17 protein-coding genes and 2 pseudogenes are annotated in these 24,814 nt (G+C 65.8%); 10 read left to right on the forward strand and 9 right to left on the reverse strand.

Annotation, left to right across the window (positions count from 1 at the left end):
- From AB4Y99_RS01105 to AB4Y99_RS01140, 8 genes and pseudogenes are all read left to right on the forward strand, one after another.
- On the forward strand, nucleotides 1-2,584 hold a 2,584-nt coding region (locus AB4Y99_RS01105; protein ID WP_441522077.1), incomplete at its 5' end, for an efflux RND transporter permease subunit.
- A gap of 38 nt (nucleotides 2,585-2,622) precedes the next feature.
- On the forward strand, nucleotides 2,623-5,043 hold the full coding sequence (locus tag AB4Y99_RS01110; RefSeq protein WP_441522078.1) for an alpha/beta fold hydrolase: 2,421 nt from the start codon (nucleotides 2,623-2,625) through the stop codon (nucleotides 5,041-5,043).
- An 89-nt stretch (nucleotides 5,044-5,132) separates the two neighbouring features.
- Complete coding sequence (locus AB4Y99_RS01115) at nucleotides 5,133-6,461, forward strand: aspartate aminotransferase family protein (RefSeq protein WP_441522079.1); 1,329 nt, start codon at nucleotides 5,133-5,135, stop codon at nucleotides 6,459-6,461.
- Between the two features lie 81 nt (nucleotides 6,462-6,542).
- Nucleotides 6,543-7,028, forward strand: a complete 486-nt coding sequence (locus tag AB4Y99_RS01120; protein ID WP_038362002.1) for an Lrp/AsnC family transcriptional regulator — start codon at nucleotides 6,543-6,545, stop codon at nucleotides 7,026-7,028.
- A gap of 337 nt (nucleotides 7,029-7,365) precedes the next feature.
- Nucleotides 7,366-8,733 (forward strand): annotated as a pseudogene (locus AB4Y99_RS01125) (dipeptide ABC transporter ATP-binding protein); the annotation flags it as partial.
- Between the two features lie 31 nt (nucleotides 8,734-8,764).
- Entirely contained in the window at nucleotides 8,765-10,432 is a 1,668-nt protein-coding gene (locus AB4Y99_RS01130; protein WP_441522080.1) for a peptide ABC transporter substrate-binding protein, read from the forward strand.
- A 72-nt stretch (nucleotides 10,433-10,504) separates the two neighbouring features.
- Entirely contained in the window at nucleotides 10,505-11,455 is a 951-nt protein-coding gene (locus AB4Y99_RS01135; protein WP_441522081.1) for an ABC transporter permease, read from the forward strand.
- A gap of 29 nt (nucleotides 11,456-11,484) precedes the next feature.
- Entirely contained in the window at nucleotides 11,485-12,363 is an 879-nt protein-coding gene (locus AB4Y99_RS01140; RefSeq protein WP_038362012.1) for an ABC transporter permease, read from the forward strand.
- 137 nt (nucleotides 12,364-12,500) lie between these two features.
- Here the strand turns inward: AB4Y99_RS01140 and AB4Y99_RS01145 are convergent, their stop codons facing one another.
- The 6 genes from AB4Y99_RS01145 to AB4Y99_RS01170 all read right to left on the reverse strand — a co-directional run bounded on the left by AB4Y99_RS01145 (nucleotide 12,501) and on the right by AB4Y99_RS01170 (nucleotide 20,156).
- Nucleotides 12,501-13,958 (reverse strand): aldehyde dehydrogenase family protein, encoded by a 1,458-nt coding sequence (locus tag AB4Y99_RS01145; protein WP_441522082.1) that lies wholly within the window; start codon nucleotides 13,956-13,958, stop codon nucleotides 12,501-12,503.
- Nucleotides 13,955-15,232 (reverse strand): NAD(P)/FAD-dependent oxidoreductase, encoded by a 1,278-nt coding sequence (locus tag AB4Y99_RS01150; protein WP_441522083.1) that lies wholly within the window; start codon nucleotides 15,230-15,232, stop codon nucleotides 13,955-13,957. The genes AB4Y99_RS01145 and AB4Y99_RS01150 overlap by 4 nt, the downstream gene beginning before the upstream one ends.
- A 49-nt stretch (nucleotides 15,233-15,281) precedes the next feature.
- Nucleotides 15,282-16,433: an alanine racemase gene (locus tag AB4Y99_RS01155; RefSeq protein WP_441522084.1), complete on the reverse strand. Its 1,152-nt coding sequence runs from the start codon at nucleotides 16,431-16,433 to the stop codon at nucleotides 15,282-15,284.
- 10 nt (nucleotides 16,434-16,443) lie between these two features.
- The gene (locus AB4Y99_RS01160) at nucleotides 16,444-17,313 is read right to left on the reverse strand and encodes a GNAT family N-acetyltransferase (RefSeq protein ID WP_441522085.1); all 870 of its coding nucleotides are present in this window, start codon (nucleotides 17,311-17,313) and stop codon (nucleotides 16,444-16,446) included.
- Between the two features lie 458 nt (nucleotides 17,314-17,771).
- Entirely contained in the window at nucleotides 17,772-18,647 is an 876-nt protein-coding gene (locus tag AB4Y99_RS01165) for a GNAT family N-acetyltransferase (RefSeq protein ID WP_441522086.1), read from the reverse strand.
- Between the two features lie 174 nt (nucleotides 18,648-18,821).
- Nucleotides 18,822-20,156, reverse strand: a complete 1,335-nt coding sequence (locus AB4Y99_RS01170; protein WP_441522121.1) for an NAD(P)/FAD-dependent oxidoreductase — start codon at nucleotides 20,154-20,156, stop codon at nucleotides 18,822-18,824.
- A 329-nt stretch (nucleotides 20,157-20,485) separates the two neighbouring features.
- Between AB4Y99_RS01170 and AB4Y99_RS01175 the strand changes: the two are divergent.
- Nucleotides 20,486-20,706, forward strand: a pseudogene (locus AB4Y99_RS01175) (integrase core domain-containing protein); the annotation flags it as partial.
- 38 nt (nucleotides 20,707-20,744) lie between these two features.
- On the opposite strand, the gene AB4Y99_RS01180 reads toward AB4Y99_RS01175, so the two are convergent.
- The 3 genes from AB4Y99_RS01180 to AB4Y99_RS01190 form a co-directional block, all read right to left on the reverse strand.
- The gene (locus AB4Y99_RS01180) at nucleotides 20,745-21,713 is read right to left on the reverse strand and encodes a quinone oxidoreductase family protein (protein WP_441522087.1); all 969 of its coding nucleotides are present in this window, start codon (nucleotides 21,711-21,713) and stop codon (nucleotides 20,745-20,747) included.
- 95 nt (nucleotides 21,714-21,808) lie between these two features.
- Complete coding sequence (locus AB4Y99_RS01185; RefSeq protein ID WP_441522088.1) at nucleotides 21,809-22,543, reverse strand: SDR family NAD(P)-dependent oxidoreductase; 735 nt, start codon at nucleotides 22,541-22,543, stop codon at nucleotides 21,809-21,811.
- A 37-nt stretch (nucleotides 22,544-22,580) separates the two neighbouring features.
- Nucleotides 22,581-23,417, reverse strand: a complete 837-nt coding sequence (locus AB4Y99_RS01190; RefSeq protein ID WP_441522122.1) for an alpha/beta fold hydrolase — start codon at nucleotides 23,415-23,417, stop codon at nucleotides 22,581-22,583.
- Nucleotides 23,418-23,752: 335 nt separating this feature from the next.
- Here AB4Y99_RS01190 and AB4Y99_RS01195 point away from each other — a divergent pair, with 335 nt between their 5' ends.
- The gene (locus AB4Y99_RS01195) at nucleotides 23,753-24,646 is read left to right on the forward strand and encodes a LysR family transcriptional regulator (protein WP_441522089.1); all 894 of its coding nucleotides are present in this window, start codon (nucleotides 23,753-23,755) and stop codon (nucleotides 24,644-24,646) included.
- Nucleotides 24,647-24,814: the final 168 nt, after the last annotated feature.

Genomic DNA, 24,814 nt, shown 5'->3' on the forward strand with positions numbered 1-24,814 from the left:
GCCCAATGTCGGCAAGGTCGATCTTGTCGGCGCGCAGGACGAGGTGATCTATCTCGAATTCTCGACGCGCCAGATCGCGGCGCTGGGCCTGACCCAGCAGCTCGTGGTCGACACCATCCGGGCGCAGAACGCGATCGCGCCGTCGGGCACGATCGAGGCAAAGGGCGAGCGCATCAGTGTGCGCGTCGGCGGGCAGTTCACCTCCGAGGACAGCCTGCGGGCGATCAACCTGCGGATCAACGACCGTTTCTTTCGCCTGGGCGACGTCGCCACCATCAGCCGCGGCTATGTCGACCCGCCGACTTCGCTCTTCCGCGTCGACGGCAAGCCGGCGATCGGGCTCGCCATCGGCATGAAGCCGAACGCCAATCTCCTGCATTTCGGCGAGGCGCTGAAAGCCGAGATGACGAAGATCGAGAACGAATTGCCGATCGGCATCGGCGTGCATCTGGTCTCCGACCAGCCTGCCATCGTCGAGGAAGCCGTCGGCGGCTTCACCAAGGCGCTGTTCGAGGCGGTTGCGATCGTGCTGATCGTCAGCTTCGTCAGCCTGGGCATGCGGGCCGGGCTCGTCGTGGCGCTGACGATCCCGCTCGTGCTCGCCATCACCTTCGTCTTCATGGAGATCTTCGGCATCTCGCTGCAGCGCATCTCGCTCGGCGCGCTGATCATCGCGCTCGGCCTGCTGGTCGACGACGCGATGATCGCGGTCGAGATGATGGTGGCGCGGCTCGAGGTCGGCGACACGCTCACCAAGGCGGCGACCTATGTCTACACCTCGACCGCCTTTCCGATGCTGACGGGCACGCTGGTGACGGTGGCGAGCTTCATCCCCGTCGGCCTCAACGGCAGCGCAGCCGGCGAATTCACCTTCACGCTCTTCGTCGTGATCGCGGTCTCGCTGCTGGTCTCCTGGGTGGTCGCGGTGCTGTTCGCGCCGCTGCTCGGCGTCACCCTGCTGCCCAAGACGATGAAGCAGCATCATGACGGGCCCGGCCGCTTCACCCGCGCCTTCAACGCGCTGCTGCGCCTCTGCGTGCGCCGGAAATGGCTGACCATCGCCGCGACCGTGCTGATGTTCGCCCTCTCGGTCGGTGCCATGCGTTTCGTCCAGCAGCAGTTCTTCCCCTCATCGGACCGGCGCGAGCTGATCGTCGACTGGACGGTGGCGCAGAATGCCTCGATCACCGAGACCCGCGCCCAGATGGACCGCTTCGAGAAGATCGCGCTCGTCGGCGAGCCGGATATCGAGCGCTGGTCGTCCTATGTGGGCCAGGGCGCAATGCGCTTCGTGCTGTCCTATGATGTGCAGCCTGCCAGCCCGAATTTCGGCCAGATCGTCATCGTGACCCATGATCTGGCGGCGCGGGAGCGGCTGCGCGCCAAGCTCAACGACATCATCGCGCGCGAATTCGTCGGCACCGACGCCTTCGTGCATCTGCTCGACATCGGCCCGCCCGTGGGCCGTCCGGTGCAGTATCGCGTCAGCGGACCCGACATCCAGACGGTCAGGACGCTGGCGCAGAACGTCGCGAGCACGCTCGGGCAGAACCCCAATCTCGGCGACATCGTCTATGACTGGAACGAGCCCGGCCGCGTCGTGAAGGTCGATGTGCTGCAGGACAAGGCGGCCCAGCTCGGCATCACCTCCGAGACGATCGCGACGGCGCTGAACAGCATCGTCGGCGGCGCGACGGTGACGCAGGTGCGCGACAGCATCTATCTGATCAATGTCGTCGGCCGGGCGCTCGACAACGAGCGCTCCTCGATCGACACGCTGCAGAACCTGCAGATCCAGACCAGCGCCGGAAAAACCGTGCCGCTCGCTGCGGTCGCCAATTTCCGCTACGAATCCGAGCAGCCGGTCGTCTGGCGGCGCGGCCGCCTGCCGACCGTCACGGTGAAGGCGAGCGTCACGACGGCGTTGCAGCCGGCGACCGTCGTCCAGCAGCTCGCCCCGGCCCTGACCCGGATCAGCGAGACCTTGCCCGCCGGCTACAAGATCGTCACAGGCGGCGCGGTCGAGGAGAGCGCCAAGGGCCAGGGCCCGATCGTCGCGATCGTCCCGCTGATGCTGTTTGCGATGGCGACGATCCTGATGATCCAGCTCCAGAGCTTCCAGCGGCTGTTCCTCGTGGTCGTCGTCGCGCCTCTGGGATTGATCGGCGTGGTTGCCGCGCTCGTGCCCAGCGGCGCGCCGCTCGGCTTCGTCGCCATCCTCGGCGTGCTGGCGCTGATCGGCATCCTGATCCGCAACTCCGTCATCCTCGTCATCCAGATCGAGCATCTGCGCGAGGAGGGCAGGGATGGCTGGTCGGCCGTGGTCGAGGCGACGGAGCACCGCATGCGCCCGATCATGCTGACGGCGGCGGCCGCGAGCCTGGCGCTGATCCCGATCGCGCGCGAGGTGTTCTGGGGCCCGATGGCCTACGCCATGATGGGCGGGATCATCGTCGGAACGGTGCTGACGCTGCTGTTCCTGCCGGCGCTCTATGTCGCCTGGTTCCGCTTCGAGGAGCCGAAGGGGCAGGGCGAGCCCGAGACCTCCGGGCAGGAGACTGCCGCGCCTGCGCCGGCGCACTGAGCCGACGCGCGCCGCAACCTCATGGAGCCGGGTTCGAGATGATCGAGCATCGCATCGCCGCCGATCCGCGTCCTCCGCGCCGCCCGGCTTCCGCCCGGTTGCGCCTGGCGCGGGCCGTTTCGCTCTTCGCCGCCCTCGCGCTGCTCACAGCCTGCGCGACGCGGCAGGAAAGCGTCCTCCGCCCGGTGTCGGCGGCTGCGGCAGACACCAGCCGGGTCGACATCCTCGCCGTGACGACGCGTCAGGCGGCGCAGGATCCGGGCCTGCTCTATTCCGGCGAGCGCGGCGACGCGATCTCCTTCGACAGCATCGAGGTTTCGATCCCGTCCGATCGCAACCGCAGGGCCGGGGAGATCCAGTGGCCAGCGCAGGCCGAGGCGAATCCGGAGCGGGAGTTCGCGGTCCTCGGCGTCCGCAAGGCGCAGTCCGAGCGGCAGATGCTCGACTGGTTTCGCAGGAATCGCAACGCCAAGCGGCAGGCGCTCATCTTCGTCCACGGCTTCAACAATACCTATGCTGACGCCGTCTTTCGCCTCGCCCAGCTCAAGCATGATGCCGGGATCACGGCGGCTCCGATCCTGTTCACCTGGCCCTCGCGCGCCAATGTCTTCGACTATCTCTACGACAAGGAGAGCACCACCTATTCGCGGAGCGCCCTGGAAGACCTGATCATCGAGGCGTCGAAAAGCCCGGATGTCGGCGAGATCACGATCCTCGCCCATTCCATGGGAACCTGGCTCGCGATGGAAGCATTGCGAGGCGTCGCCATGCGCAAGGGGAGCATTCCCACCAAGGTCGGCAACGTCGTTCTCGCATCGCCGGACATCGACGTCGACGTGTTCCGGCGCCAGATGATCGAGATGGGGGCGAAGCGCCCGCACTTCACCATCTTCACATCGACCAGTGACAAGGCTCTCGAAGTCTCGCGCTGGCTCTCGGGCGGCGTCAACCGCGTTGGAGGCGCCGATCCCGCCCCCTATGCGGATGCGATCAAGCAACTCGGCATCACCGTGATCGATACCAGCGCCTCAAACTCGAACGACGCGCTCGGCCATAATGTTTGGAATGCAAACTCGGATCATCGACGGCCGAATCAGCTACTAGGCCGCAGCTCTGTCATTGGGTGCTGCTGGCGGCTGATGTTCCGCACTCCACTGGTCGGTGTCTTGGTTGCCTCCGGCCGCGCGTCGCCGGGCCGAACATTCTGCCGAAGCCTGGGTCGGAGCGGAACTTTGCGCTCGCGAGGCCGCGATTTCGGCAGTTCTTGCGAGCGTTACGACCTTATCAAAATGGATGTGCGAACCATCCTTCAGGCGAGGTCGAGCATTGCCCACGATTGCGAGGCCGTCATGAGGACGGCTCCCGGCTCGCCGGCTTCCGATGAGGCCGACCGGCAGACGGCCGTTGAACGCAGTTCGGCGCCGGCAGGCGGGCGCGACGCCTATTTCGACGCGGCCGCGGCCGTTCTCGCCACGGCTCCCGTCGCGCTCGACGACGGTCTTCTGGCCGAGGTTCTGATGCGCCATTACGGGCTGAGCGGGCGCATCGAGCTGCTGTCGTCGGAGGTCGAGAGCACCGCCGAGGTCCTCCTTCCCGATTCCCGTCGGCTGATCCTGAAGGCATCGCCCCGGATCGAGGCGATCGACAGCTTTCGCTTCCAGTCCGCCGCGATCAGCGCGGTCGAGAAGTCGCATGGTTTCCTCTCGCCGCAGGTGATTGGGACCGTTCGGGGCGACTTGATGTTCCGGCAGGACGGGTTGTCCGGCTATCTTCAGACCCGGCTCGCGGGCCAGCCCCTCCGCCAGACGCCGATGTCTCCCGAAGCGGCTCGACATGCGGGAGAGGCGCTGGCTCATCTCGACATTGCCCTGCGCGACGCACACGGCCTGCCGGCCGTCGACAGGCCCGTGCTGTGGCAGATCGGCTGCTGGCCCCGGCTTGCCGCGTTCCAGCGTTATCTGGCGCCCGGCCGGACGGCGGATGCGGTCCAGGCAGCGCTTTGGGACTACCTCGCCACGGTCGAGCCCAGGATCGGCGCCCTCGACTGGCAGGTCACGCACAACGATCCGAGCCCGTTCAACATGCTGCTCGCCGAGGACGGCGTTGCCTTCATCGATTTTGGCGATGGCTGCCGGGGACCGCGAATCCAGGATCTCGCCATCGCGGCCAGCCACATGGTGAGCGACCCTGCGCTGCCGCTCGGCGGCGCGGAGAGCCTGATCGCCGGATACGCCTCGGTCTGCCCTCTCTCGCCGCTCGAGACCGATCTGCTCGTCGGGTTGATGAAGGCGCGCCAGAGCGCGCTGATCCTGATCAATGCCTGGCGGTCGCACCTCTTTCCGGAGCATGCGGCCTATATCAATAAGAACGTCGCTCGAGCCGAGAATGGGCTGTCGATCCTGTCCCGCCTCGATAGGGAGGCCGCGCGGACGATCGTTGCCGAAGCGGCTTCCTCATGACACCCGGGGAGGCCGCGCCGTCAGCCGTCGTCGCAGTCGTTTCGCTGCTTCCCGCTCCCAACCCTCTTGCCATGTGATAGGCCAAACGGATGTCCGTCGATCTCATGCCRAACCGCTACATGCCCGGCGAAGCCGATCTCGCAGAGCGCGAGGCGGGTCTGATCGCTCGCCGCGACAAGGTGCTCGGCTCGTCCTATCGCCTTCAATATCGGCGCCCCGTTCACTTCGTCCGGGGCGAGGGAATGTGGCTGTACGACCCCGACGGCCGCGCCTATCTCGATTTCTACAACAACGTCCCCTCGCTCGGGCACTGCAATCCCGAGGTCAATGCGGCGATGGCCGAGCAGGCCGGGCGCATCAGCGCCAATACCCGCTATCTCGAGCCGAAGCTGGTCGATTATGCCGAGCGGCTGGTCGCGACATTCCCGACGGAGCTCGACCGCGTCGTCTTCACCTGCACGGGCAGCGAATCCAACGATCTCGCCTTGAGGATCGCGCGGCTGGTCAGCGGCAATGATGGCGTCATCGTCTCGTCCTATGCCTATCATGGCACGAGCGCCGCCGCCGCGATGGTCTCGCCGAATCTCGGCGAGGCGGTCAARCTCAGCCCCTCGGTGCGCATGGTCGCGCTGCCCGGGCCTGCCGGCGTCGCGGAAGCGGAGGCGCCCGCATTCTTCGAGGCGCAGGTGAGAGCCGCGATCAAGGATCTCGACCGGCGCGGAATCGGCGTCGCGGCCATCCTGATCGACAGCATCTTCTCCAGCGACGGCGTCTGGATCGATCCGCCGGGGTTCATTGCGGGCGCCATCGCGGCGGTGCGAGAGGCGGGCGGGCTCTTCATCGCCGACGAGGTTCAGCCCGGCTTCGGGCGAACGGGCGATCATATGTGGGGCTTCGAGCGGCACGCCGTGGTGCCGGATCTGGTCACCCTCGGCAAGCCGATGGGCAACGGCTTTCCGATCGGCGGGGTCGTCGGCCGGCATGCGGCCATGGATCGCTTCGGCGCCACCGCTCGCTATTCCAATACATTCGCCGGAAACACCGTCGGCATCGCGACAGCCGACGCGGTTCTCACGATCCTGCAGCGCGATCGCATCCTCGACAACGTGGTCGCCATGGGCGAGCGGCTGAGCCAGGGTCTGCAGCGGATCGCGGGCGCGTCGAGCGGCATTCTGGCGGTTCGCCATGCCGGTCTGTTCTTCGGCATCGACATCGGCCATGACGGCATGTCTGCATCGCAGCGGCGCGCCATGGCACTCGATGTCGTCAACGCGATGCGCGACGACGGCGTGCTGATCAGCACCACCGGGGCAAACGAGGACACGCTCAAGGTCCGACCCCCGCTGGTCTGCCAGGCGGAGCACGTGGACCGTTTTCTCGTTTCGCTCCAGGCTGCGGTCGCCTCCTGCCCCGCTTGAACCGGGGCCGTCTTCCGAACCAGCCCCATCGTCGCCGGACTGTTTCTGGTACGCCGGCCGCTCCGGGACTATCATCGAGCCATGGGATCTCTCGTTTCACTCGACCGGTTCGACCTTAAGATCCTCGATCACCTTCAGCGCAATGGCCATTGCTCGAATGTCGAGCTGGCCGCGGCGGTCGGGCTGACGCCGAGCCCTTGCCTCGCCCGGATGAAACGCCTGCAGGAATCCGGCGTGATCCGCGGCTTCGATGCCGTGATCGACCTTGCGCGGCTGGGGCATTTCATCACGGCCTTCACCGAAATCACGATCAGCGAGCATCGGCGCGACAGTTTCCGGCTGTTCGAGGCGGCGGCCGAGCGCTGCCCGGAGATTATCGAGTGCTACAACGTGACCGGCGGATGCGACTACATCCTCAAGATCGTCGCCCCGAGCATCGCCGATTTCAGTGCGATCCTCGACAATCTCCTTGAGCTCGACATCGGCATCATCAAGTTCTCGAACCGGATCGTCCTGCGGCAGCCCTTCGAGGCGCGAAAGATGCAGCTGGCGCTGACCGGCGGATAAAGCCGGCAGCATGGTCTGGGGCAGGGCCGCCGTGCCTGTTGCCGCGTCCGGCCTTGGTGGTCGCCTTGAGACCGGGCAGGCCTGAAGATGGGTGCGCCTCTGCAACGCGCGATGATGGCCGGTTGCCCGCACTGATTCCCGAGAAATCGTGACAGCAGAGCCTGCACCGCCGCCAGCGCGTGCTTCGGCGGATAAGGGCGCGTCGCATAACTCTGCCGGTCGTCGTTCTGGCGATGCTTTCTGCTGTTGAGGTTGGCCCTTTCGACAAATTCTGCCGGAGCGGTTGGGTGACCATGGGGGATCGGCAATTACGAGCTGTCTCGATCGCAACGTCCTGAAAGTCGTCTCGATGATCTTCCAGGATCCGTTGTCCGCCTTGAATCCGCTGATGACGGTGGGCCAACAGGTTGACGAGGTTCTGGCGGTGCACGGGGTCGGAACGCCGCAGACGCGGCGCGAACGCACGCTCGAACTCCTGACCGAAGTCGGCCTGCCGAGCCCGGAGCTCACCTATCAGCAATATCCGTTCAGATTGTCGGGCGGGCAGCGCCAGCGGGTCATGATCGCGATGGCGCTCGCCCTGGAGCCCTCCATCCTGATCGCGGACGAGCCGACGACCGCCTTGGACGTGACGACCCAGGCCCAGATCCTCAAGCTGATCCGGGACATCCAGCGCCGCAAGAACATGAGCGTGATGTTCATCACCCATGATTTCGGCGTCGTGTCGGAGATCGCCGACAGCGTCGTCGTGATGGAGAAGGGGCAGATCGTCGAGCAGGGCAGCGCGGACAAGGTGCTCAAGACGCCGAGCCATCCCTATACGCAGCGTCTGATCGCCGCGGTCCCGCATCTGACGGGCCAGAACCGCCCGGCGCTCGATGTCGCCGCGAGCGAGCCGGTCCTGAAGGTCGAGGGCCTGCTCAAAACCTACCGCAGCGGCAGTGCGTTCATGGGGACCCTGCGCGAGGTCGCGGCGGTCAACGAGGTGTCCTTCGATCTGGCGGCCGGGCAGACGCTGGGCATCGTCGGCGAAAGCGGCTCGGGCAAGTCGTCGCTCGGCCGGCTGCTGCTCAAGCTGATGGACAGCGACGGGGGGCGGATCGTCTTCGAGGGGACCGACATCGCGAGGATGCCGGAACCGGAGTTCCGGCGGCTGCGGCCCCGGATCCAGATGGTGTTCCAGGACCCTTCGGCTTCGCTGAACCCGCGTTCCACGATCGGCCGGATTCTGACGGTCGGTCCCGTCGCGCATGGCACGCCCTATGCCGAGGCCAGGGACGAGGCCCGCGCGCTCTTGAAGCGCGTCGGTCTCGATGGTGGAGCGTTCGATCGCTATCCGCACGAATTCTCCGGCGGGCAGCGGCAACGTATCGGCATCGCCCGGGCCTTGATGTTCAGGCCGAAGCTGCTCGTGGCCGACGAGGCCGTCTCGGCGCTCGACGTCTCGATTCAGGCCCAGATCCTGAAGCTTCTCGATGACATCCAGCGCGAAACCGGCGTCTCGATGGTCTTCATCACGCATGACCTGCGTGTCGCGAGCCAGATCTGCGACGAGATCGTGGTCATGCACAAGGGCAAGATCGTCGAGCGGGGGCAGCCCTCGCAGATCTTCCTGGACCCGACTTCCGCCTACACCCGCGAACTGGTCGCCGCCATCCCCGGCGAAAGGCCAGACGGGGGCGGCCGGATCGCCTTGGCGGGCTGACAACCAAGCAACCAAAAGAGGGAAACGACAGATGACGAAACCGATTGATACCAAGGCCGGATGGTCGCGTCGCGATGCCATGCGCCTGGCCGCCATCGGCGGCCTCGGCCTCGCGGCTCCGAATCTTATGGGTCGCCCGGCCTTCAGCCAGACCCCGCCGCAGAAGCCCGCCGGCCGCGTCGTCGTGGGCATGTCGCAGGAGCCGACCGTCCTCAACCCGCTGATGGTCAAGATCGAGGTTGACGACGGCGTGCACTTCTCGCTGTTCGACGCCCTGTTCCGGGTCGATCCGAAAGGCGTGATCCAGCCCAACCTCGCGCGCGAGGTGCCCAGCCAGCAGAATGGCGGGATTTCGCAGGACGGCCTGCAATGGCGCGTGAAGCTGCGGGACAATGTGCGCTGGCATGACGGCAAGCCGTTCACCGCCGAGGACGTCAAGTTCACGCTCGAACTGATCGTCAATCCGAAGTTCCGCAGCTGGCGTACGCTTGGACACGCGCTGGTCCGCGACATCACGATCGTGTCCCCGACCGAGATCCAGTGGCGTATGGAGCAGCCCTTCGCGCCCTATCTGTCCTTCCTGACGGAGACCTTCATCGTCCCGAAGCACGCCTTCGACGGAGAGGCGGACGTCAACAATGCGGCCTTCAACCGTGCTCCGATCGGAACCGGCGCCTTTAAATTCGGCAAGCGCGTCGCCGGCGATCATGTCGAGCTGGTGGCCAATCCCGATTATTTCGGCGAGGGTCCCTATCTCGAGCGGCTGATCTTCAAATACATCCCCGACTCGACGGTGCTCTACACGCAGCTGAAAAGCGGCGATATCGATATGATCGGCCAGCAGTACATTCCGGCGAACTATTTCGAGGAGGCCAAGAAACTTCCCAACCTCGCCGTCGAGAAGGTGCTCCGGTCGAATATCGAGTCGATCTACTTCAATCTCGACCGGCCGCAGTTCAAGGAACTCGTCGTCAGGCAGGCGATCTATACGGCCATCGATCGCAAGTCGATCATCGATGCCCTCTATTACGGCATGCCGGCTCCGACCGAGACCTTCATGCCCAAGCAGTCCGCCTATTACAATCCGAACCTGCCGGTCCAGGAATTCGACCTCAAGAAGGCGGCCAAGATGCTGGAAGATGCCGGCTGGAAGAAGGGGTCGGACGGAATTCGCGCCAAGGACGGCGTTAAGCTGTCCTTCGCGAATTCGACGACGGCCGGCGATCAGCTGCGCGAGCAGCTCCAGCAGTTCGTCAAGCAGAGCCTCGCCGAGATCGGCATCGAGATGAAGATCTCGAACCTTCCCGCGGCGGTGATCTGGGGCGATTTCTGGCAGCAGTCGCAATTCGACACGGCGATCGTCGGCATCACCTTCCTGATCGGCGCGGATCCCGACGTCACCAACCGCTTCAGCTCCAAGGCCATCCCGGCCAAGGGCGGGCGCGGCTCGAACAATGCCCAATACGTCAACCCCGAGGTGGACGCGCTCCTCGAACAGGGCACCCGCACCTTCGATCCGGAGGCGCGCCGCCCGATTTACAACAAGATCCAGGAACTCGTGCGGCGGGATCTGCCCTTCATGCCGATCTACCAGACCGAGGCCGGCTACGGTCGCAAGAAGAAGATCCAGGGCTTTCAGGCCAATCCCAACACGCGCACCGAATCCTGGGATTCGGCGCATTGGTACTGGATGAGCTGAACTGCCCCCCGCGTCGCTCGCTGACATCGGCGAGCGACGCCCCTGACGGCCAACGACATTGAGGAGGGCGCGATGCGTGGTTTCCTGCTTCATCGCCTGTTCCAGAGCGCCGTGCTGCTCGTGATCGTCTCGCTGATCGGCTTCGCCACCCTCAGCCTGATGCCGGGTGGGCCGATGGCGCAGTACGGCCTGGATCCCGGGATGACCCAGGACGATCTCGCTCGCCTGAAGCAGCAGCTGGGGCTCGATCGGCCGCTCTGGGTCCAGTATTTCGACTGGGCCTGGCGGCTTCTGCAGGGCGATTGGGGAAAATCCTTCCGCGACGGGTCCGCGGTGCTGTCCGTCATCGGGCGCCACATCTTCGCGACGTTCCTGTTGATGGGAACGTCGACGGTGATCGCGATCGCGCTCGGGAGCTGGATCGGAATCCGGGGTGCCACGCACCGCCATTCGGTCTTCGACTATCTCGCGACGATCGGYGCCATGATCGCGCTGTCGATYCCGACCTTCTGGTTCGGCCTGRTCGKGATCTATTTCTTCACGCTGAAGCTCGGYTGGCTGCCGGCGGGCAACATGTACGCGATTGGCGACGGCTCGGTGCTGGACTACGCGCATCATCTGATCATGCCGAGCGTGGTGCTGTCGCTCGTGCATGTCGCGATCTGGAGCCGCTACATGCGAACCGCGACGCTCGATGCGATCAGCCAGGATTTCGTGAAGACGGCGCGTGCGAAGGGCGCGAGCGAGCGGCGCGTGCTGATGAAGCATGTCGTCGGAAACGCCCTGCTGCCGATGATCGCATTGGCGGGCGTGCAATTGCCCAGCATCCTGACCGGCGCGCTCGTGACCGAGACCGTCTTCACATGGCCGGGCATGGGGCGGCTGTTCCTGGATAGCCTGAGCTACAGCGACTATCCGGTGGTGATGGGCCTCCTGATCTTCTCGGCCATCATCGTCATTCTCGGAAATCTGATCGCCGACATCGTGATCGCCTTCGTCGATCCGCGGATCCGACTGGCCTGAGCGGCGCAACTGGTCGAGGAACAACGACAATGAACACCCTCGCTCTGCGCGATCGCCCGAGCCGCTGGTGGCAAAGCCGCGTCGCGCGGCGTTTCGCGCAGCATCCCCTGGCGTTGCTCGGTCTCGTGATGATCACGGCTCTCACCGTGGCCTGTGTCGTTGGGCCGTGGCTCCTGCCCTACGACATCCTTCAGATCGACCTGCGGGCGCGCTTCGCGCCGCCCCTGACGGGCTCGCACATTCTCGGCACGGACCCGCTCGGGCGTGACCTGGCTGCCCGGCTCTTCGTCGCCGGCCGGGTCTCGCTCCTCGTCGGCTTCTCGGCGATGCTTCTGTCGGTCGTCGTCGGCACGGTCGTCGGCGTCATCGCCGGGTATCGCGGCGGCTGGCTCGGTGCCGCGCTGATGCGAACCGTGGACGGCTTCCTCGCCTTTCCGTCCATCTTCCTCGTGCTTGCGCTCTCGGCCGCCCTTCAGCCCAGTCCGCTGATGATCGTCGTCATCATCGCGGTCACCAAATGGATGGAGGTGGCCCGTATCGTGGAGGCGGAAGTCCGGTCGCTGCGCGAACGCGAATTCGTGCTGGCTGGCCGCATGCTCGGGCTCAGCTCCGTGCACATCATGTTCCGGGAAATCCTTCCGAACGCGATGGGGCCCATTACCGTCGCGGCGTCGCTCACCGTCGCACGGGCGATCTTGCTGGAGGCCTATATCAGTTTCCTGGGTTACGGGATCCAGCCCCCGCTGCCGAGCTGGGGCAACATGCTGAACGGGGCCCAGCAATACCTGTCCAGCGCGCCCTGGATGGCGATCATCCCAGGCGCCGCCATCACGATCGCAGTGACGAGCTTCAACTTCATCGGCGATGGCCTGCGTGACGCGCTCGACGTGAAGGGCGAGCACGGCTGACGGCGAGGCCGAGCCGCAAGCGGGCGGCCCCTCCGGGGTCCGCGCCGGGCGACGGATGCAGGTGCTGAGAGGGACTCAGGTTCTGCCCGCTATTATGAAACGAAGGTCATCACGGAGAACGTCTCCGCTCCCCGGTCCTAGCTGTAGAAGCCGAGGACGGCCTTCGTTTCCAGATATTCCTCCATGCCCTCGCGCCCGTATTCCCGGCCATTGCCCGAACGCTTGTAGCCGCCGAAAGGAGCATTCGGATCCCAGTCCGGCGCATTGAGATGAACCTGTCCGGCGCGAATCCGGGAGGCGACTTCGCGCACCGCTTTCATCTCGGTTCCCTGCACATGAGCGCCGAGGCCGTAGACCGTATCGTTCGCGATCTCTACCGCCTCCTCGACCGTGTCATAGGGTAGGATCGCCAGGACGGGTCCGAAGATCTCCTCCTGAGCGATTACCATCTCGCGGCGGACTTCGGAAAAGATCGTCGGGCGGGCGTAGAAGCCCGAGGCAAGGCCTGCGGGACGGCCGGGGCCGCCCGTCACGAGTTTCGCGCCTTCGCCGAGGCCCGCTTCGATCATCATCTGGACGCGCTCGAACTGGGCGCGGTTCGCGATGGGGCCGTGCGTCGTCGCCTCCAGCAGGGGATCGCCCACGACGAATTCGGCGGCTGCCGTCGCAGCCAGCGCCTCGACATCGCCGAGGCGGTCACGGGGGACCAGCATCCGCGTCGGCGCGCTGCAGGACTGGCCGAGATTGCGCATGGCCGCTGCGACGCCCAGCGGTACGCACCGGGCGAGATCGGCATCGGGCAGCACGATATTGGGCGACTTGCCGCCGAGTTCCTGCGCGACCCTCTTGACCGTCGGAGCGGCCGCCTGCGCCACGAGGACGCCCGCCCGCGTCGAGCCGGTGATCGAGACCATGTCGACCTCGGGATGCGAGGCGAGACCCTCGCCGACCACCGGTCCCGTTCCGTTGACGAGGTTGAACACACCGGGCGGGCAGCCGGCCTCGTCCATGAGTTCGGCGAAGAGGAGCGCGCTCAAGGGCGACAGCTCGCTGGGTTTGAGGACGACCGTGCAGCCTGCGGCCAGCGCCGGGCCGACCTYGGCGGTGATCTGATAGAGCGGCCAGTTCCACGGCGTGATCAGGGAGCAGACGCCGATCGCCTCGCGCAGGATCGCGGTGCTGCCGCGCTGCGAGACGAAGGGGAAGTCCGCCAGATTGTCTCGCGCCACGCGCAGATGCTCGGCGGCGAGGGGAACCTGTGCCCGGCGCGCATAGGTGATGGCCGCACCCATTTCGGCGGTGAGCGCCTGCGCGATCAGCTCCGCTCGTTCCAGCACGAGCGCATGGACGCGGCTGAGAAGCGCGGCGCGTGTCGCAGGCTCTGTCCGGGACCAGCCGGAAAAAGCGCGGCGGGCCGCGGAGACCGCGGCCTCGACGTCCCCTGAACTGCCGAGCGGAATCTCCGCGATCGCCGTCTCGGTTGCGGGGTTGATGACGCAGGCTCGATCCTGACCATCGGGCTCGCGCCAGCCGCCGTCGATGTAGAAGCGGCCGAGATGCCCGCTCTCCCTGAGGTGCTGCACGGCATGGCTCATTGGAAACGGTCCTTGATCCGGTAATAGGCACCGATGAGCGGCAGGAACCAGGGCTTGCCGAAATGGCCGGGAATGGCCGGCCAGGCGAAGTCCTTCCACGGGTTCAGCTCGGCACGCCCGTCCATGACCTCGGCCATGATGGTGCCCATGAGCGTCGACATCTGCGTGCCGTGGCCGCTGTAGCCCATCGAGTAGTAGACACCGTCACGCTCGCCGGCGCGCGGSARSCGGTCASRSGTCATGTCGACCAKRCCRCCCCAGCAATAGTCGATGCGCGCGTCACGCAGCGCGGGAAAGACGTCGTTCAGCGCGGCGCGCAGGATCGCGCCGCTCTTCTCGTCGGATGCCGGGTTGGATACGGCGAAGCGCGCCCGGCCGCCGAACAGCAGGCGGTTGTCGGGGGTCGTCCGGAAATAGTTGACGAGATTCCTGGTATCGACCGCGTTGCGGCGGCGCGGCGTCAGCTTGTCGAGAAGGTCGACAGGCAACGGCTCCGTCACGATCAGGAACGCCCCGACCGGTACGATCCGGCGGCGCACCCAGCCCAGCGGGCCGGCCTGCGAGATGCCACTGGCCAGCAGCACCTGCCGGGCGGTGATGTTTCCCTTCGACGTCGCGACGACGTGGCCACCACCAGAGGCGGGCTTCAGCCCGGTCATCGGCGTGCGCTCATGGATCGCGACGCCGCGACGAGCCGCGGCCTCTGCGAGGCCGCGCACGAAGCGGCCGATATGGATGCTGGCGCTCTTGCGATAGATCAGGCCGCCATAGTAGCGCCCGGAGCCGACCTCGGAGGCGAGGTTCGCGCGGCTCACCATCTCGGTATCGGGATCGACATGGGCGGCGAGAAGATCCTGGGCCCGCGCCAGCTTGTCGTAGTGCTCTGGCTTGGCCGCGAGCTTGATCTTGCCGACGCGGGCGAAGCTGCAATCGATGCCCTCCTCGGCAACGAGGCGCTCGACAGTGTCCACCCCTGCATCGAAGGCACGGTAGAGGCGGTCGGCCGTTTCATGGCCGAGCCTTTGTGACATGATGCCGTAATCCTGCGCGAAGCCGTTGTTGCACATGCCGCCATTGCGCCCCGAGGCGGCATGGCCGATCGTCTCGGCTTCCAGCAGGATCACCCGCGCGCCCTTCTTCGCGAGCGCCAGGGCGGCGGAAGAGCCGGTCAGGCCGCCGCCGATCACGGCGACGTCATAGCGGCCTTGAACCGGCCCTTCGGCACCGCCCGAGAAGGGGATCGACGTATCCAACCAGTAGGATGTGAGCTTCATCGGACCCTGGTCTCTCTCGAAGTGGAAGACGGGTTGCGGGCTGCAGCGCCTACCAGCCGCGCATCCGCGGCCACTCGGCAGCGATCGCTCTCGCGGGTCCGAAGACGACGTGATAGCGCTCGTGCTGCGCACCGGTGGCGCAGGCATGGTTGGGCATGATCCGGACCTTGGCGCCGACGGGCAGGTCAGGCAGCGCCTGCGAGGAGCCGGAGCGGATCACCAGCGTGCCATGTTCCTGGCTGGCATGGGCTACGATCAGATCGGGGTAGGGTCTGCCGTCGAGATCGCAAACGATCCCATAGCCCTGGTCGACGCGCTGGGCCGCCGTGCCGCGGTCTCGCGACAGAGCCATCCAGCCGGCATCGACCATGATCCAGCCCTTTTCCGGCCGCTTCCCGATCAYGGTGGCGAGGACGGAAAGCGCGAGATCGTCGGTCGTGCAGACCCCGACGCCATGCATCACGAGATCGAAGAACATGTAGACGCCGGCTCGCATTTCCGTGACGCCGTCGAGCGCCTTGGCAAAATGGGCAGTGGGCGTCGAGCCGACGCTGACGACAGGGCATTCGTACCCGGCGGCCCGCAGCCGCTGCGCGGCCTCGACGGCGACGGCCCGCTCGTTCTCGGCCGCTGCCTCGAGCGCTTCGGGTGTATGCAGCGCATAGGATTCGCCGGCATGGGTCAGGACGCCCGCGAGCGTGACGCCCGCCGCATCCAGAGCCGCGGCGACGCCGAGGAGGTTGGGGTCGGTGACCAGAAGCCCGCCACGATGGCCGTCGCAGTCGATCTCTATGAAGGCTGATGGCGTCACGCCCGCCGCGCGGCCGGCCTCGCCCAGGATCGCCGCCTGCTCCCGCGTGTCGAGCAGGACCTTGATATCGATGCCGGCCTGGCGCAGGCGCATGGCTCGTGCGGCCGTACGGGGCGAGACGCCGACGGCATAGGTGATGTCGCGGTAGCCATGGCCCGCGAAATATTCCGCTTCCGCCAGGGTGGAGACGGTGATCGAGCCGGGTCCGTTCGGAAACGCCCGGCGAGCGACGTCGATGGACTTGGCCGTCTTCATGTGCGGACGCAGCGCGACGCCCTGTTCGGCCATGCGCGCCGCGAGGCGGGCGAGATTGCGGTCGAGTCGGGATGCGTCGAGAACGAGCGCTGGTGTTTCCAGAGTGTCGAGCGTGGTGGCGTCGGATGGCGGCATTCCGATGCTCCTAATTGAACGACTGATTGGACAAGGCGAAGACACGCGCCGGCCCGGTCGGCGGCAGGGTGCCGCGGACCATGGTGAGCGCATCGCTGACCAGTGAGAGGCCGATCTCTTCGAGCCAGGGCGACAGCTCGTCGGTTGCGGCGGTATCGATGCGAACGAAACACCCTTCGAGACGGGCCAGCGCCGCTTCGATCAGAAGGCGCGCCTCGGGGGGCGTCTGCGCGACCACCGGGCCGACGACGTGTCCGCGGCCGAAGTGGCGGCTGATCATATAGCCGGCCACCTTGCCGTCGCGGAGAAGGACCTGCGCCTCGCCGGCCTCGACGAGCAGCCGCAGAAGTGTCCGCCTCTCGGAACCGGTCGCTTGGCGATCGAGGCGGACGACGGCGTCGAAGTCGGATGGCTGCAACGGGCGGACAAGATCGACCGGCGGCGCCTTGTGGCGACCTTTCGGGACGCCCTGGTGCTGGTGGATGATGCCGACGGGCCGGAAGCTGCGCCGCTCGTAGAGCGGCCGCCCCTGCGTCGTGGAATTCAGAAGAAGGGTCCGCGTTCCCGCCGCAGCCAGGAGCGCGTCCATCAGTCGGGCGCCGAAGCCGTGTCCCTGAGCCTTGCCGGATACGATGATCATGCCGATCGTCGCGAAGGCCTCGCCATCGGGAAACCAGGCGGCCGTTCCGATCACCTCGCCGCCGCGCACCATGGCGAAGCCCTGGCCCAGCGTCATGGCAAAGGCCCAGTCTTCGAGCCGGTAGGGCCAGGACATTTCCTGCGAGAGCTTGAGCGCTCCTTCGAGATGTTCCGACGAGAAAGCCGTCAGGATCGCGTCGTCGGCTCTGTTCCGCAGCCCCTGGGGGATGGTCGATGGCATGATGGGTGCAAGCTTCTCGAAGACGTTTCCAGCCAGTTGGGGATCGCCGGCGCGCTCGCTTTCCCAGGCGAGCCATTCCCTTCGATGCCGCGCTCCCACCTGGCAGAAGATGGTCCGCGCCGCGCCGCAGTTCCCGCTGCAAAGTGGAGCCTTTCCGGCATCTTCATCTGAAGCCTCCGGCTTTGCGGCACGAATGCCGAACGTCCCTTCAACCCTTTCGGCCCGGTTCCGATGGAGGCGGCGAAGGGGGCACGGGTCAGGCCCTGCCGGGTCACGTCGAGATCGAGGAGAGGGGCGGGGGAGGCCCGGACCTTCCGCGGCATCCGGCGTGCGCGCGAAGCGATCCGCGAGATCTATGTGCGCGTCTGCCGGCCGATCCGGCCGAAGCCTTTCCGGCGCGACGCGGGAGCGTGTCGTGTCCGCCGAGCCAGGCCGGCGGGCGGCGCAACGGCTCGAGCTTACCCCAGGGCGTGGCCGGCCAAGCCGAAGACCATCGGCTCGCCCGGCTTCTCGTTCAGGAAGCGGCGCCCCTTCGACATGGTCGTGACGGTATCGGTGACGGAAAGTCCGTTGCGCCGGAGAAACGCGGCGAACGCGCCGGTGGAGCGCGTGTCCACGCGCATGAAGCTGCCTGCAAACGTCTCGAGATGAACCGCTGCAAGATGGATCGCGTCATCATCGTTCGACGCGACAAGCGGGCCGATGACATGTCCCTGGCCGAACGCGCGGCACATGGAGTAGCCGACGGCGACCCCGTCGCGCCGCAGCACGCGGATCGAGGCCTGTTCGGCGAGGAGTTCGAGCAGAGGCAGTCGGTCCACTCCGAACGCCGCGAGGTCGAGAGCCGCGATCTCCGCCAATCGTCCCGGTGCGAGCTCCTCGAAATGCCCGTTCAAGCGAGGTAGCGAAGGGAGCGCCGCGGAGACTTTGCCCTGGTGGAGGTGGACGATTCCTTCGTCGACGAAGGCGAGCGAACGATAGAGGGCATAGGCGGCGCGCGTGGCGTTGAGGCTGAGGTGCCGGCCGCCGCATTCGGCGAAAACCCGCTCCATGAGCCAGCGCCCGTTCCCCTGCGCCTGCGTGCGCGGCGATGTGATCACGAGGCCGATCGTGGCGAAGTCGTCGCCATGCGGAAACCACATCGCGCTGCCGAAGACGCGACCGATGCCGTCCACCGCGACGATGCCCTTGCCGGCGCGGCGCAGCATCTCCCAGTCCTTGGGCCGGTGCGGCCAGCCGACACTGGTCGACAAGGCGTGCAGCAGGTTCACGTCTATCCCGTCGATGTCCCGGGCGAAGAGCTCGAAGGATTTCAATCTTACCGATTGTTGCATCTCGCAGCCCCTCCCTAGGCCAGACCGCGTAACATTCTTCTTTCGGCTTTCTTGGATAAGCCGTTGGTTGGAACCGTCGATGAGACGGCGCTGCGTCTGCTGGCCGGGATAACCTCCCCCGATGGCCGACTCAACGCCGCGCCCGTCGCTTGCCTCGTTCTGCTCCGGATCAACCTACATCATTTCGGGACGCCTGATCGCGGAGCCGTCGGAGAAGCGCGTGATCCGGAACGCATGGAGGTCGACGAACGGCTTTTCGTTCATCGCAAGCTCGCTTGCCAGACGGCCCGCTCCCGGGCCGAGGGCAAAACCGTGACCGCTGAACCCGGTGGCGATCGTGAGCCCCCGGATCACGTCCGTCGTATCGATCACCGGCACGAGATCGGGCGATGTATCGATCAGGCCCGCCCAGGCCGCAGCGACGCCGATGCCTTTCAGGGCCGGGAAGTCGGCGACGAGATTGCGGATGGCTTCGTCGACAAGGCTCTGATCGGGGGTGGGGTCCATGACCCGGATCCGCTCGAACGGCGACATCTTGTCGAAGTCCCAGCCGCCCCATGCGTCGGGGCCGTTCCAGAAACGGCTGCTGACTCGGTATTTGAGCTTTTTGGCGATCTTGGCCCGCATCATCTCGCGGAATTTCGTCGCGTAGCGGATGCCTTGCGGCGCGAGATTCACGATCCCATGGCCGGGCACGGCGACGGTATAGCCGCCGTCGAGACGTCGCCTGAGGGCGTACCCCGCCCCCGATATGCAGCCGGCTTCGACGATCTCGGGCGCTGCGGTCGTGCGCAGGGCCGTTCCCTCGATATTGGCCACGGGAAGGTCGACGCCGTGACGACGCAGGAAGCGCGAGCTCCAGGCTCCGCCGGCCAGGACGACGGCGTCGGCCTGCACGAGTCCGCGCTCCGTCCATACGCCCTTGACCTGCCCGTTTGCGATGTCGAGACCGCGCACGGCGCAGTTCTGGTGCAGATGGGCGCCCAGCGCCTTGGCGCCTGTGGCGATGGCGGGAGCCGCCAGGCTGGGCTCGGCCTTGCCGTCAGTCGGAGACCAGATCGCCCCGACCCATGGGCTGGTGCTGCCCTTCATGCGTTCGCGCGTCTGGCTCGCGGACAGCGTCTCGTTGGTGAAGCCGTATTCCCGGGCCTTCTGGCTCCACGTCTCCCAACGCGCCAGTTCGGCCGGGTCCCGCGAAGGATAGAAGCAGCCGGCGCGACGGAAGCCGAGATCGGTGCCGATCTCGGCGTTGAGCTCACCCCAGCGCTTCAGGCTGTAACCGGCCAGGGGCAGTTCATGGAGATCGCGATTTTGTTGGCGGACCCAGCCCCAATTGCGGCCCGACTGCTCCCCCGCCACCATGCCTTTCTCGAAAAGGGCGACGGACCGGCCTTTGCGCGCCAACTCGTAAGCCGTGGACGATCCGACGATGCCGGCGCCGACGACGACGACATCCACCTTGGTTGGGAACCCGGCACTGTCCTGGACGCGCTGGACTTCAATTGGCATGGCTTGTCCTATCATCCATCGTCTTCGAGCCAATGCGATCATTCCTGCTCCTTCTCGTTCCGAGAAAGGAGCCGGAATGATCGCGGGCAGACAGTCACGAAGGATGTCGACGACCGGCGCGTCCCGAATGCCCGTGAAGGGAAGCGCCGCATTCCAGCCGAGACTGCCCGATCTCGCCTCCGAGTTTGCAAAAGCGCCGGTATCGGGATGCGCCGAAATGCACCGGCCAGGCAGCAGAACCTTCTGAAAAGGGGAGGGAGCTCGGCAGTTCAGACGTTCTGCGAGGTTGCTGCAGTGCGGTGCGCCGATTCCGGCGCGCGGGTCGATGGCGGATCGATTGTAGGCTCAGGTCGACCGATGTCATCAACGTCCTCTCGGACCACTTCATCCTGCGCGGCGTGCCAGGACATGTGCATTCAGACAACGGCCCGGAGTTCGTCGCCAAAGCGGCGCGGACTGGATCGCGGTCGTCGGAGCGAAGTTGGCCTTCATCGAGCCGGGCTCGCCGTGGGAGAACGGCTATTGTGAGAGCTTCAACGCGAAGCTTCGCTGGTTTGGTCGGCACGATCATCATCCGACCTATGAGACTCATTGCCAGTTCGGGACGAGGACGACGCGCCCCAGAATGGATCCACTCTGAGCATAGGCGTGAGCCTCGGCCGCGGCCGCGAGCGGAAACGTCCTGTCCACGATCACCTTGAGATGCCCGAGCGCCGCCTGCTCCAGCATCCGGGAAACAGTGCTGTAGACATCCGGCTTTTCGAACTGCGTCCCCATGAACACGCCGAAAAGCGACCGATTCGCCTGCAGCGCTGGCCATAGATCGAGACTGAGCTGCGAACCGCCAGCGTTGCCAACGATGACCAGACGTCCCTCGGGGCGGAGCGCCGCCAGGGAAGCTTGCAAGGTAGTTCCGACCGGGTCCACCACGAGGTCCACGCCGCGCCCTTCCGTCAGACGCATGACGGTATCGACGACGTCGGCCGAGCGATGATCGATCGCATGATCGAGGCCAAGCGCGACGAGGCGGCCGGCCCGCCTGTCCCCGGAGACCGTTGCCAGCACAGTTGCGCCCGCCTGGTGCGCGAGCTGGATGGCGGCGAGCCCGACGCCTCCGGCGCCTGCCTGGATGAGGACAGTCTCGCCATGCTTCAAACCCCCTCGTGCGAAGAGGCAGTGATGAGCTGTCCCGAAGGCGATCGGCAGCGCAGCGCCGGCCGCCATGTCGAGTCCCTCCGGCATAGGCCAAGTCCGGCTGGCGGCGACGGCGCGCAGTTCCGCGTGCGACCCGGCGAGATCGAAGCTCGTCACCTTCTGGCCCATATGGCGATCCCTTACCTTCTCTCCGACCGCGATGATTTCGCCGGCGGCCGCATAGCCGAGGACGAAGGCAGGATGGGGCGGCGGCGTGGACGCGCGATTGATCAGGTCGCCGCCCTCGATGGCGGCCGCCTCGACGCGGATCAGGACACCATCGCTTGGGCAGACCGGATCGGGGACATCCACAGAACGAAGGACATCCGGCGGGCCGGGGTGATCATAGATGGCTGCTTTCATGGTTCTCCACTGCGCCATCGTTCGCCAGAGGTGACGGTTCAACGCATCGGCAAGGCCGCCGCACAAGTCTCGAAGTCCCGAGCAGCCAGAGACGCCTACACCTGGGCGATGCCACCATCGGCGAAGACCTCGCTCCCGGCGATGAAGCTGCTGTCGCTCGAAGCGAGGAATGCCGCGACCGCGCCGATCTCATCCGGATCAGCGATGCGCCCGACAGGCGTCGCCTTCGCAAGTGCCGCGACGCCTTCGTCGCCCATGAGCTCCAGCGCCTTTTCAGTCCGTGTGCCGCCGGGTGAGAGCACGTTCACGCGGATTCCCCTGTCGGCGAGTTCCGGTGTCCAACTGCGCGCGAAGCTGCGGACCGCGGCCTTTGTTGCGGCATACAGGCTGAAATTCGGAAACGCCTTCACCGACGCGCTCGACCCGGTCAGAATGATGGATCCGCCTTCGCCCATAAGCGGCAAGGCGCCCTGGACGGTGAGCAGCAAGCCTTTCACGTTCGCGCCGAAGACTCGATCGAACTGGTCGCTGGCGATCTGCCCAAGCGGCGTCGGTTCCGAGACGGCGGCGTTTGCGAGCAGGATATCGACCTTGCCGCGCTCCTTTCTGACGGCTGCGAATAGTCGGTCGAGATCCGCGGTCTCGTTGATCGAGCCGGCGACGGCCCGCGCATTCGGCCCGAGTTTCGCCACTGCTTTATCAAGTGCCGACTGAGTGCGGCCGAAAAGGAACACGAAGGCGCCTTCCTCGATGAACCGCTTGGCCGATGCGAAGCCGATCCCGGTCGCGCCGCCCGTTATGACCGCCGTCTTGCCGTCAAGCCTGCTCATTTGGTCATCCTCTCGTTTAGCAGCGCCTGCGGCCACTTCAGTTCGTGACGAACGACAGAATGTCGGCGTTCAGTACGTCGGCATTCACCGTCAGCATCCCGTGCGAGAAACCGGGATAGGTCTTCAACGAGCCTTTCGGCAGCAGCTTGACCGCCTTCAAAGCCGAGGCTGCGATCGGAACGACCTGGTCGTCTTCGCCGTGCAGCACCAGCGTCGGCACGGTGATCGCCTTGAGGTCCTCGGTCTGGTCGGTTTCCGAGAAGGCCTTGATACCGTCATAGTGCGCCTTGGCGCTCCCCATCATGCCCTGCCGCCACCAGTTCTGGATCACGCCTTCATGGATTGTCGCACCCTTGCGGTTGAAGCCGTAGAACGGGCCTGACGGGAGGTCGCGGAAGAATTGCGCGCGGTTGCTGGCCAGTGCCGCCCGAAAGCCATCGAAAACCGCCATCGGCGTGCCTTCGGGGTTGTCGCCGGTTTTCAGCATGAGCGGTGGAATGGCGGCGACGAGAACGGCCTTGGCCACCCGACCTGCCGGTCCACCATGCCGCGCCACGTACCGTGCCACTTCGCCACCACCGGTGGAATGGCCGATGTGAACCGCGTTCTTCAAGTTCAGTGCCTTGGCGACCGCGAACGCGTCTGCCGCGTAGTGATCGATGTCGTGACCGTCGGGGACCTGCTCCGAGCGTCCGTGGCCGCGCCGGTCATGCGCCACGACGCGATATCCCTTCGACAGGAAGAACAGCATCTGCGCGTCCCAGTCATCGGAGCTGAGCGGCCAGCCGTGATGGAAAACGATCGGCTGGGCGTCCTTGGGACCCCAGTCCTTGTAGAAAATCTGAACGCCGTCGTCGGTCGTGACAAAGCCCATGGGGTGTTTTCCTGCGTGAACATCGTGGGTGATCGGCCTCGCGGCATGCGCAGTGCCTGGCGAAAAGGTGAAGCTCGCTGCGAGCGCCGAAGCCGAGATCACGGCTTCGCGGCGGCTGAGCGGCACGCGCGGAGCGGAGTTGGGAGGCATCGAGGGTTCTCCGCGAGTTCATCAAAAAGGCGGCGCGGCGGTCTCTTGCGCCGTCGCCGCACATGAGCGGTCTGTCATGGCGGGCAGATCGAGCCCGCCGCTGTCCGAGGTAATCTGCCGTTCCTTTCAGTGACGAGATAGTGCCATAATCAGGCACGCTGTGTCGCGAAATGGGGAACGTTGAATTGGATATCGAAGATCTGCAGACATTCGTCGCAGTGGCCGATGCCGGCGGGGTATCGGCGGCCGCGCGACGGCTCGGCATCGCAAAATCGATCGTCAGCCGTCGGCTCCTCCGCATCGAGGCGGAAATCGGCGTTCAGCTTCTTGCGAGGACGACGCGGGGCGCCGCGCTTACGGAAGCGGGAGCGACGTTCAGGGATCATGCGGCCAGAGCCAGCGCCGAGATCGATACGGCTAGGGAAGCGATCCACCCCACCGGTGAACTGCGGGGCCGCCTCCGGGTTGCCATGCCGCTGACTTTCGGCCCGACCCATTTCGCTCCGGTGCTCGCGGAAATGGCACGCCAGCACCCGCAGCTCCACCTCCATACATCCTACAGCGATCGCTTCGTCGATCTGATCGCCGAAGGTTTCGATTGCGCGATCCGGGGCGGCTACCTTCAGGACTCCAATCTGATCGCGAAGCGCGTCGGACCGATCCATGGGAAGCTCGTCGCGAGCCCGAGTTATATCGCGGTGCACGGGGCGCCCGAATCTCTGGACGAACTCGTGACCCATCCGGCCCTGATGCAGGGAACGGAAACCTGGCAGTTCATGGATGGCGACAAGATCGTCACGATTCAGCCGCAGGGCCGGTTCAAGGCCGACAGCGCCACAGCGCTCGCGGCAGCCGCGGTGGCGGGTCTCGGCATCGCCTGGCTCCCCGATTGCATCACATATGGACATGTGGCCTCCGGTGCGCTGGTGCCGATCATGACACGCTATCCGGTCCCTCCGGGGGCCGCCTATGTGGTCCGCCCGCCGGGTCAGCACCCATCGCGAAAAGTCAGGGTGCTGACCGAGATGCTGCTCGAGTACTTCGCGCAGAATCCGGAAATCTGGGGTCGCGATCGGTGAAACATCGCCCGGCAGAAGAGGCGGCAATATCAACCGAACCGCCGATCGAAATCTCCGGGCGGAACTCTCGCCTCGCTGAGCCGGGGCGCTAAGGCTCGGCGGGCATCGGACCCGCGACCCTTTGGACCAGCCGGGCGTCGATCCTCGGGCTCATTCACCGGCGCGGCT

The organism is Allobosea sp. TAB14, from assembly GCF_052113865.1.
In the GTDB taxonomy this organism is placed as follows: Bacteria; Pseudomonadota; Alphaproteobacteria; order Rhizobiales; family Beijerinckiaceae; genus Allobosea; species Allobosea spartocytisi.

Coding starts and splice junctions, on each gene's coding strand:
- AB4Y99_RS01110 (WP_441522078.1), top strand. CDS start 2,623: ATGATCGAGCATCGCATCGCCGCCGATCCGCGTCCTCCGCGCCGCCCG.
- AB4Y99_RS01120 (WP_038362002.1), top strand. CDS start 6,543: ATGGGATCTCTCGTTTCACTCGACCGGTTCGACCTTAAGATCCTCGAT.
- AB4Y99_RS01130 (WP_441522080.1), top strand. CDS start 8,765: ATGACGAAACCGATTGATACCAAGGCCGGATGGTCGCGTCGCGATGCC.
- AB4Y99_RS01140 (WP_038362012.1), top strand. CDS start 11,485: ATGAACACCCTCGCTCTGCGCGATCGCCCGAGCCGCTGGTGGCAAAGC.
- AB4Y99_RS01160 (WP_441522085.1), bottom strand. CDS start 17,313: ATGCCATCGACCATCCCCCAGGGGCTGCGGAACAGAGCCGACGACGCG.
- AB4Y99_RS01165 (WP_441522086.1), bottom strand. CDS start 18,647: ATGCAACAATCGGTAAGATTGAAATCCTTCGAGCTCTTCGCCCGGGAC.
- AB4Y99_RS01170 (WP_441522121.1), bottom strand. CDS start 20,156: ATGCCAATTGAAGTCCAGCGCGTCCAGGACAGTGCCGGGTTCCCAACC.
- AB4Y99_RS01180 (WP_441522087.1), bottom strand. CDS start 21,713: ATGAAAGCAGCCATCTATGATCACCCCGGCCCGCCGGATGTCCTTCGT.
- AB4Y99_RS01185 (WP_441522088.1), bottom strand. CDS start 22,543: ATGAGCAGGCTTGACGGCAAGACGGCGGTCATAACGGGCGGCGCGACC.
- AB4Y99_RS01190 (WP_441522122.1), bottom strand. CDS start 23,417: ATGGGCTTTGTCACGACCGACGACGGCGTTCAGATTTTCTACAAGGAC.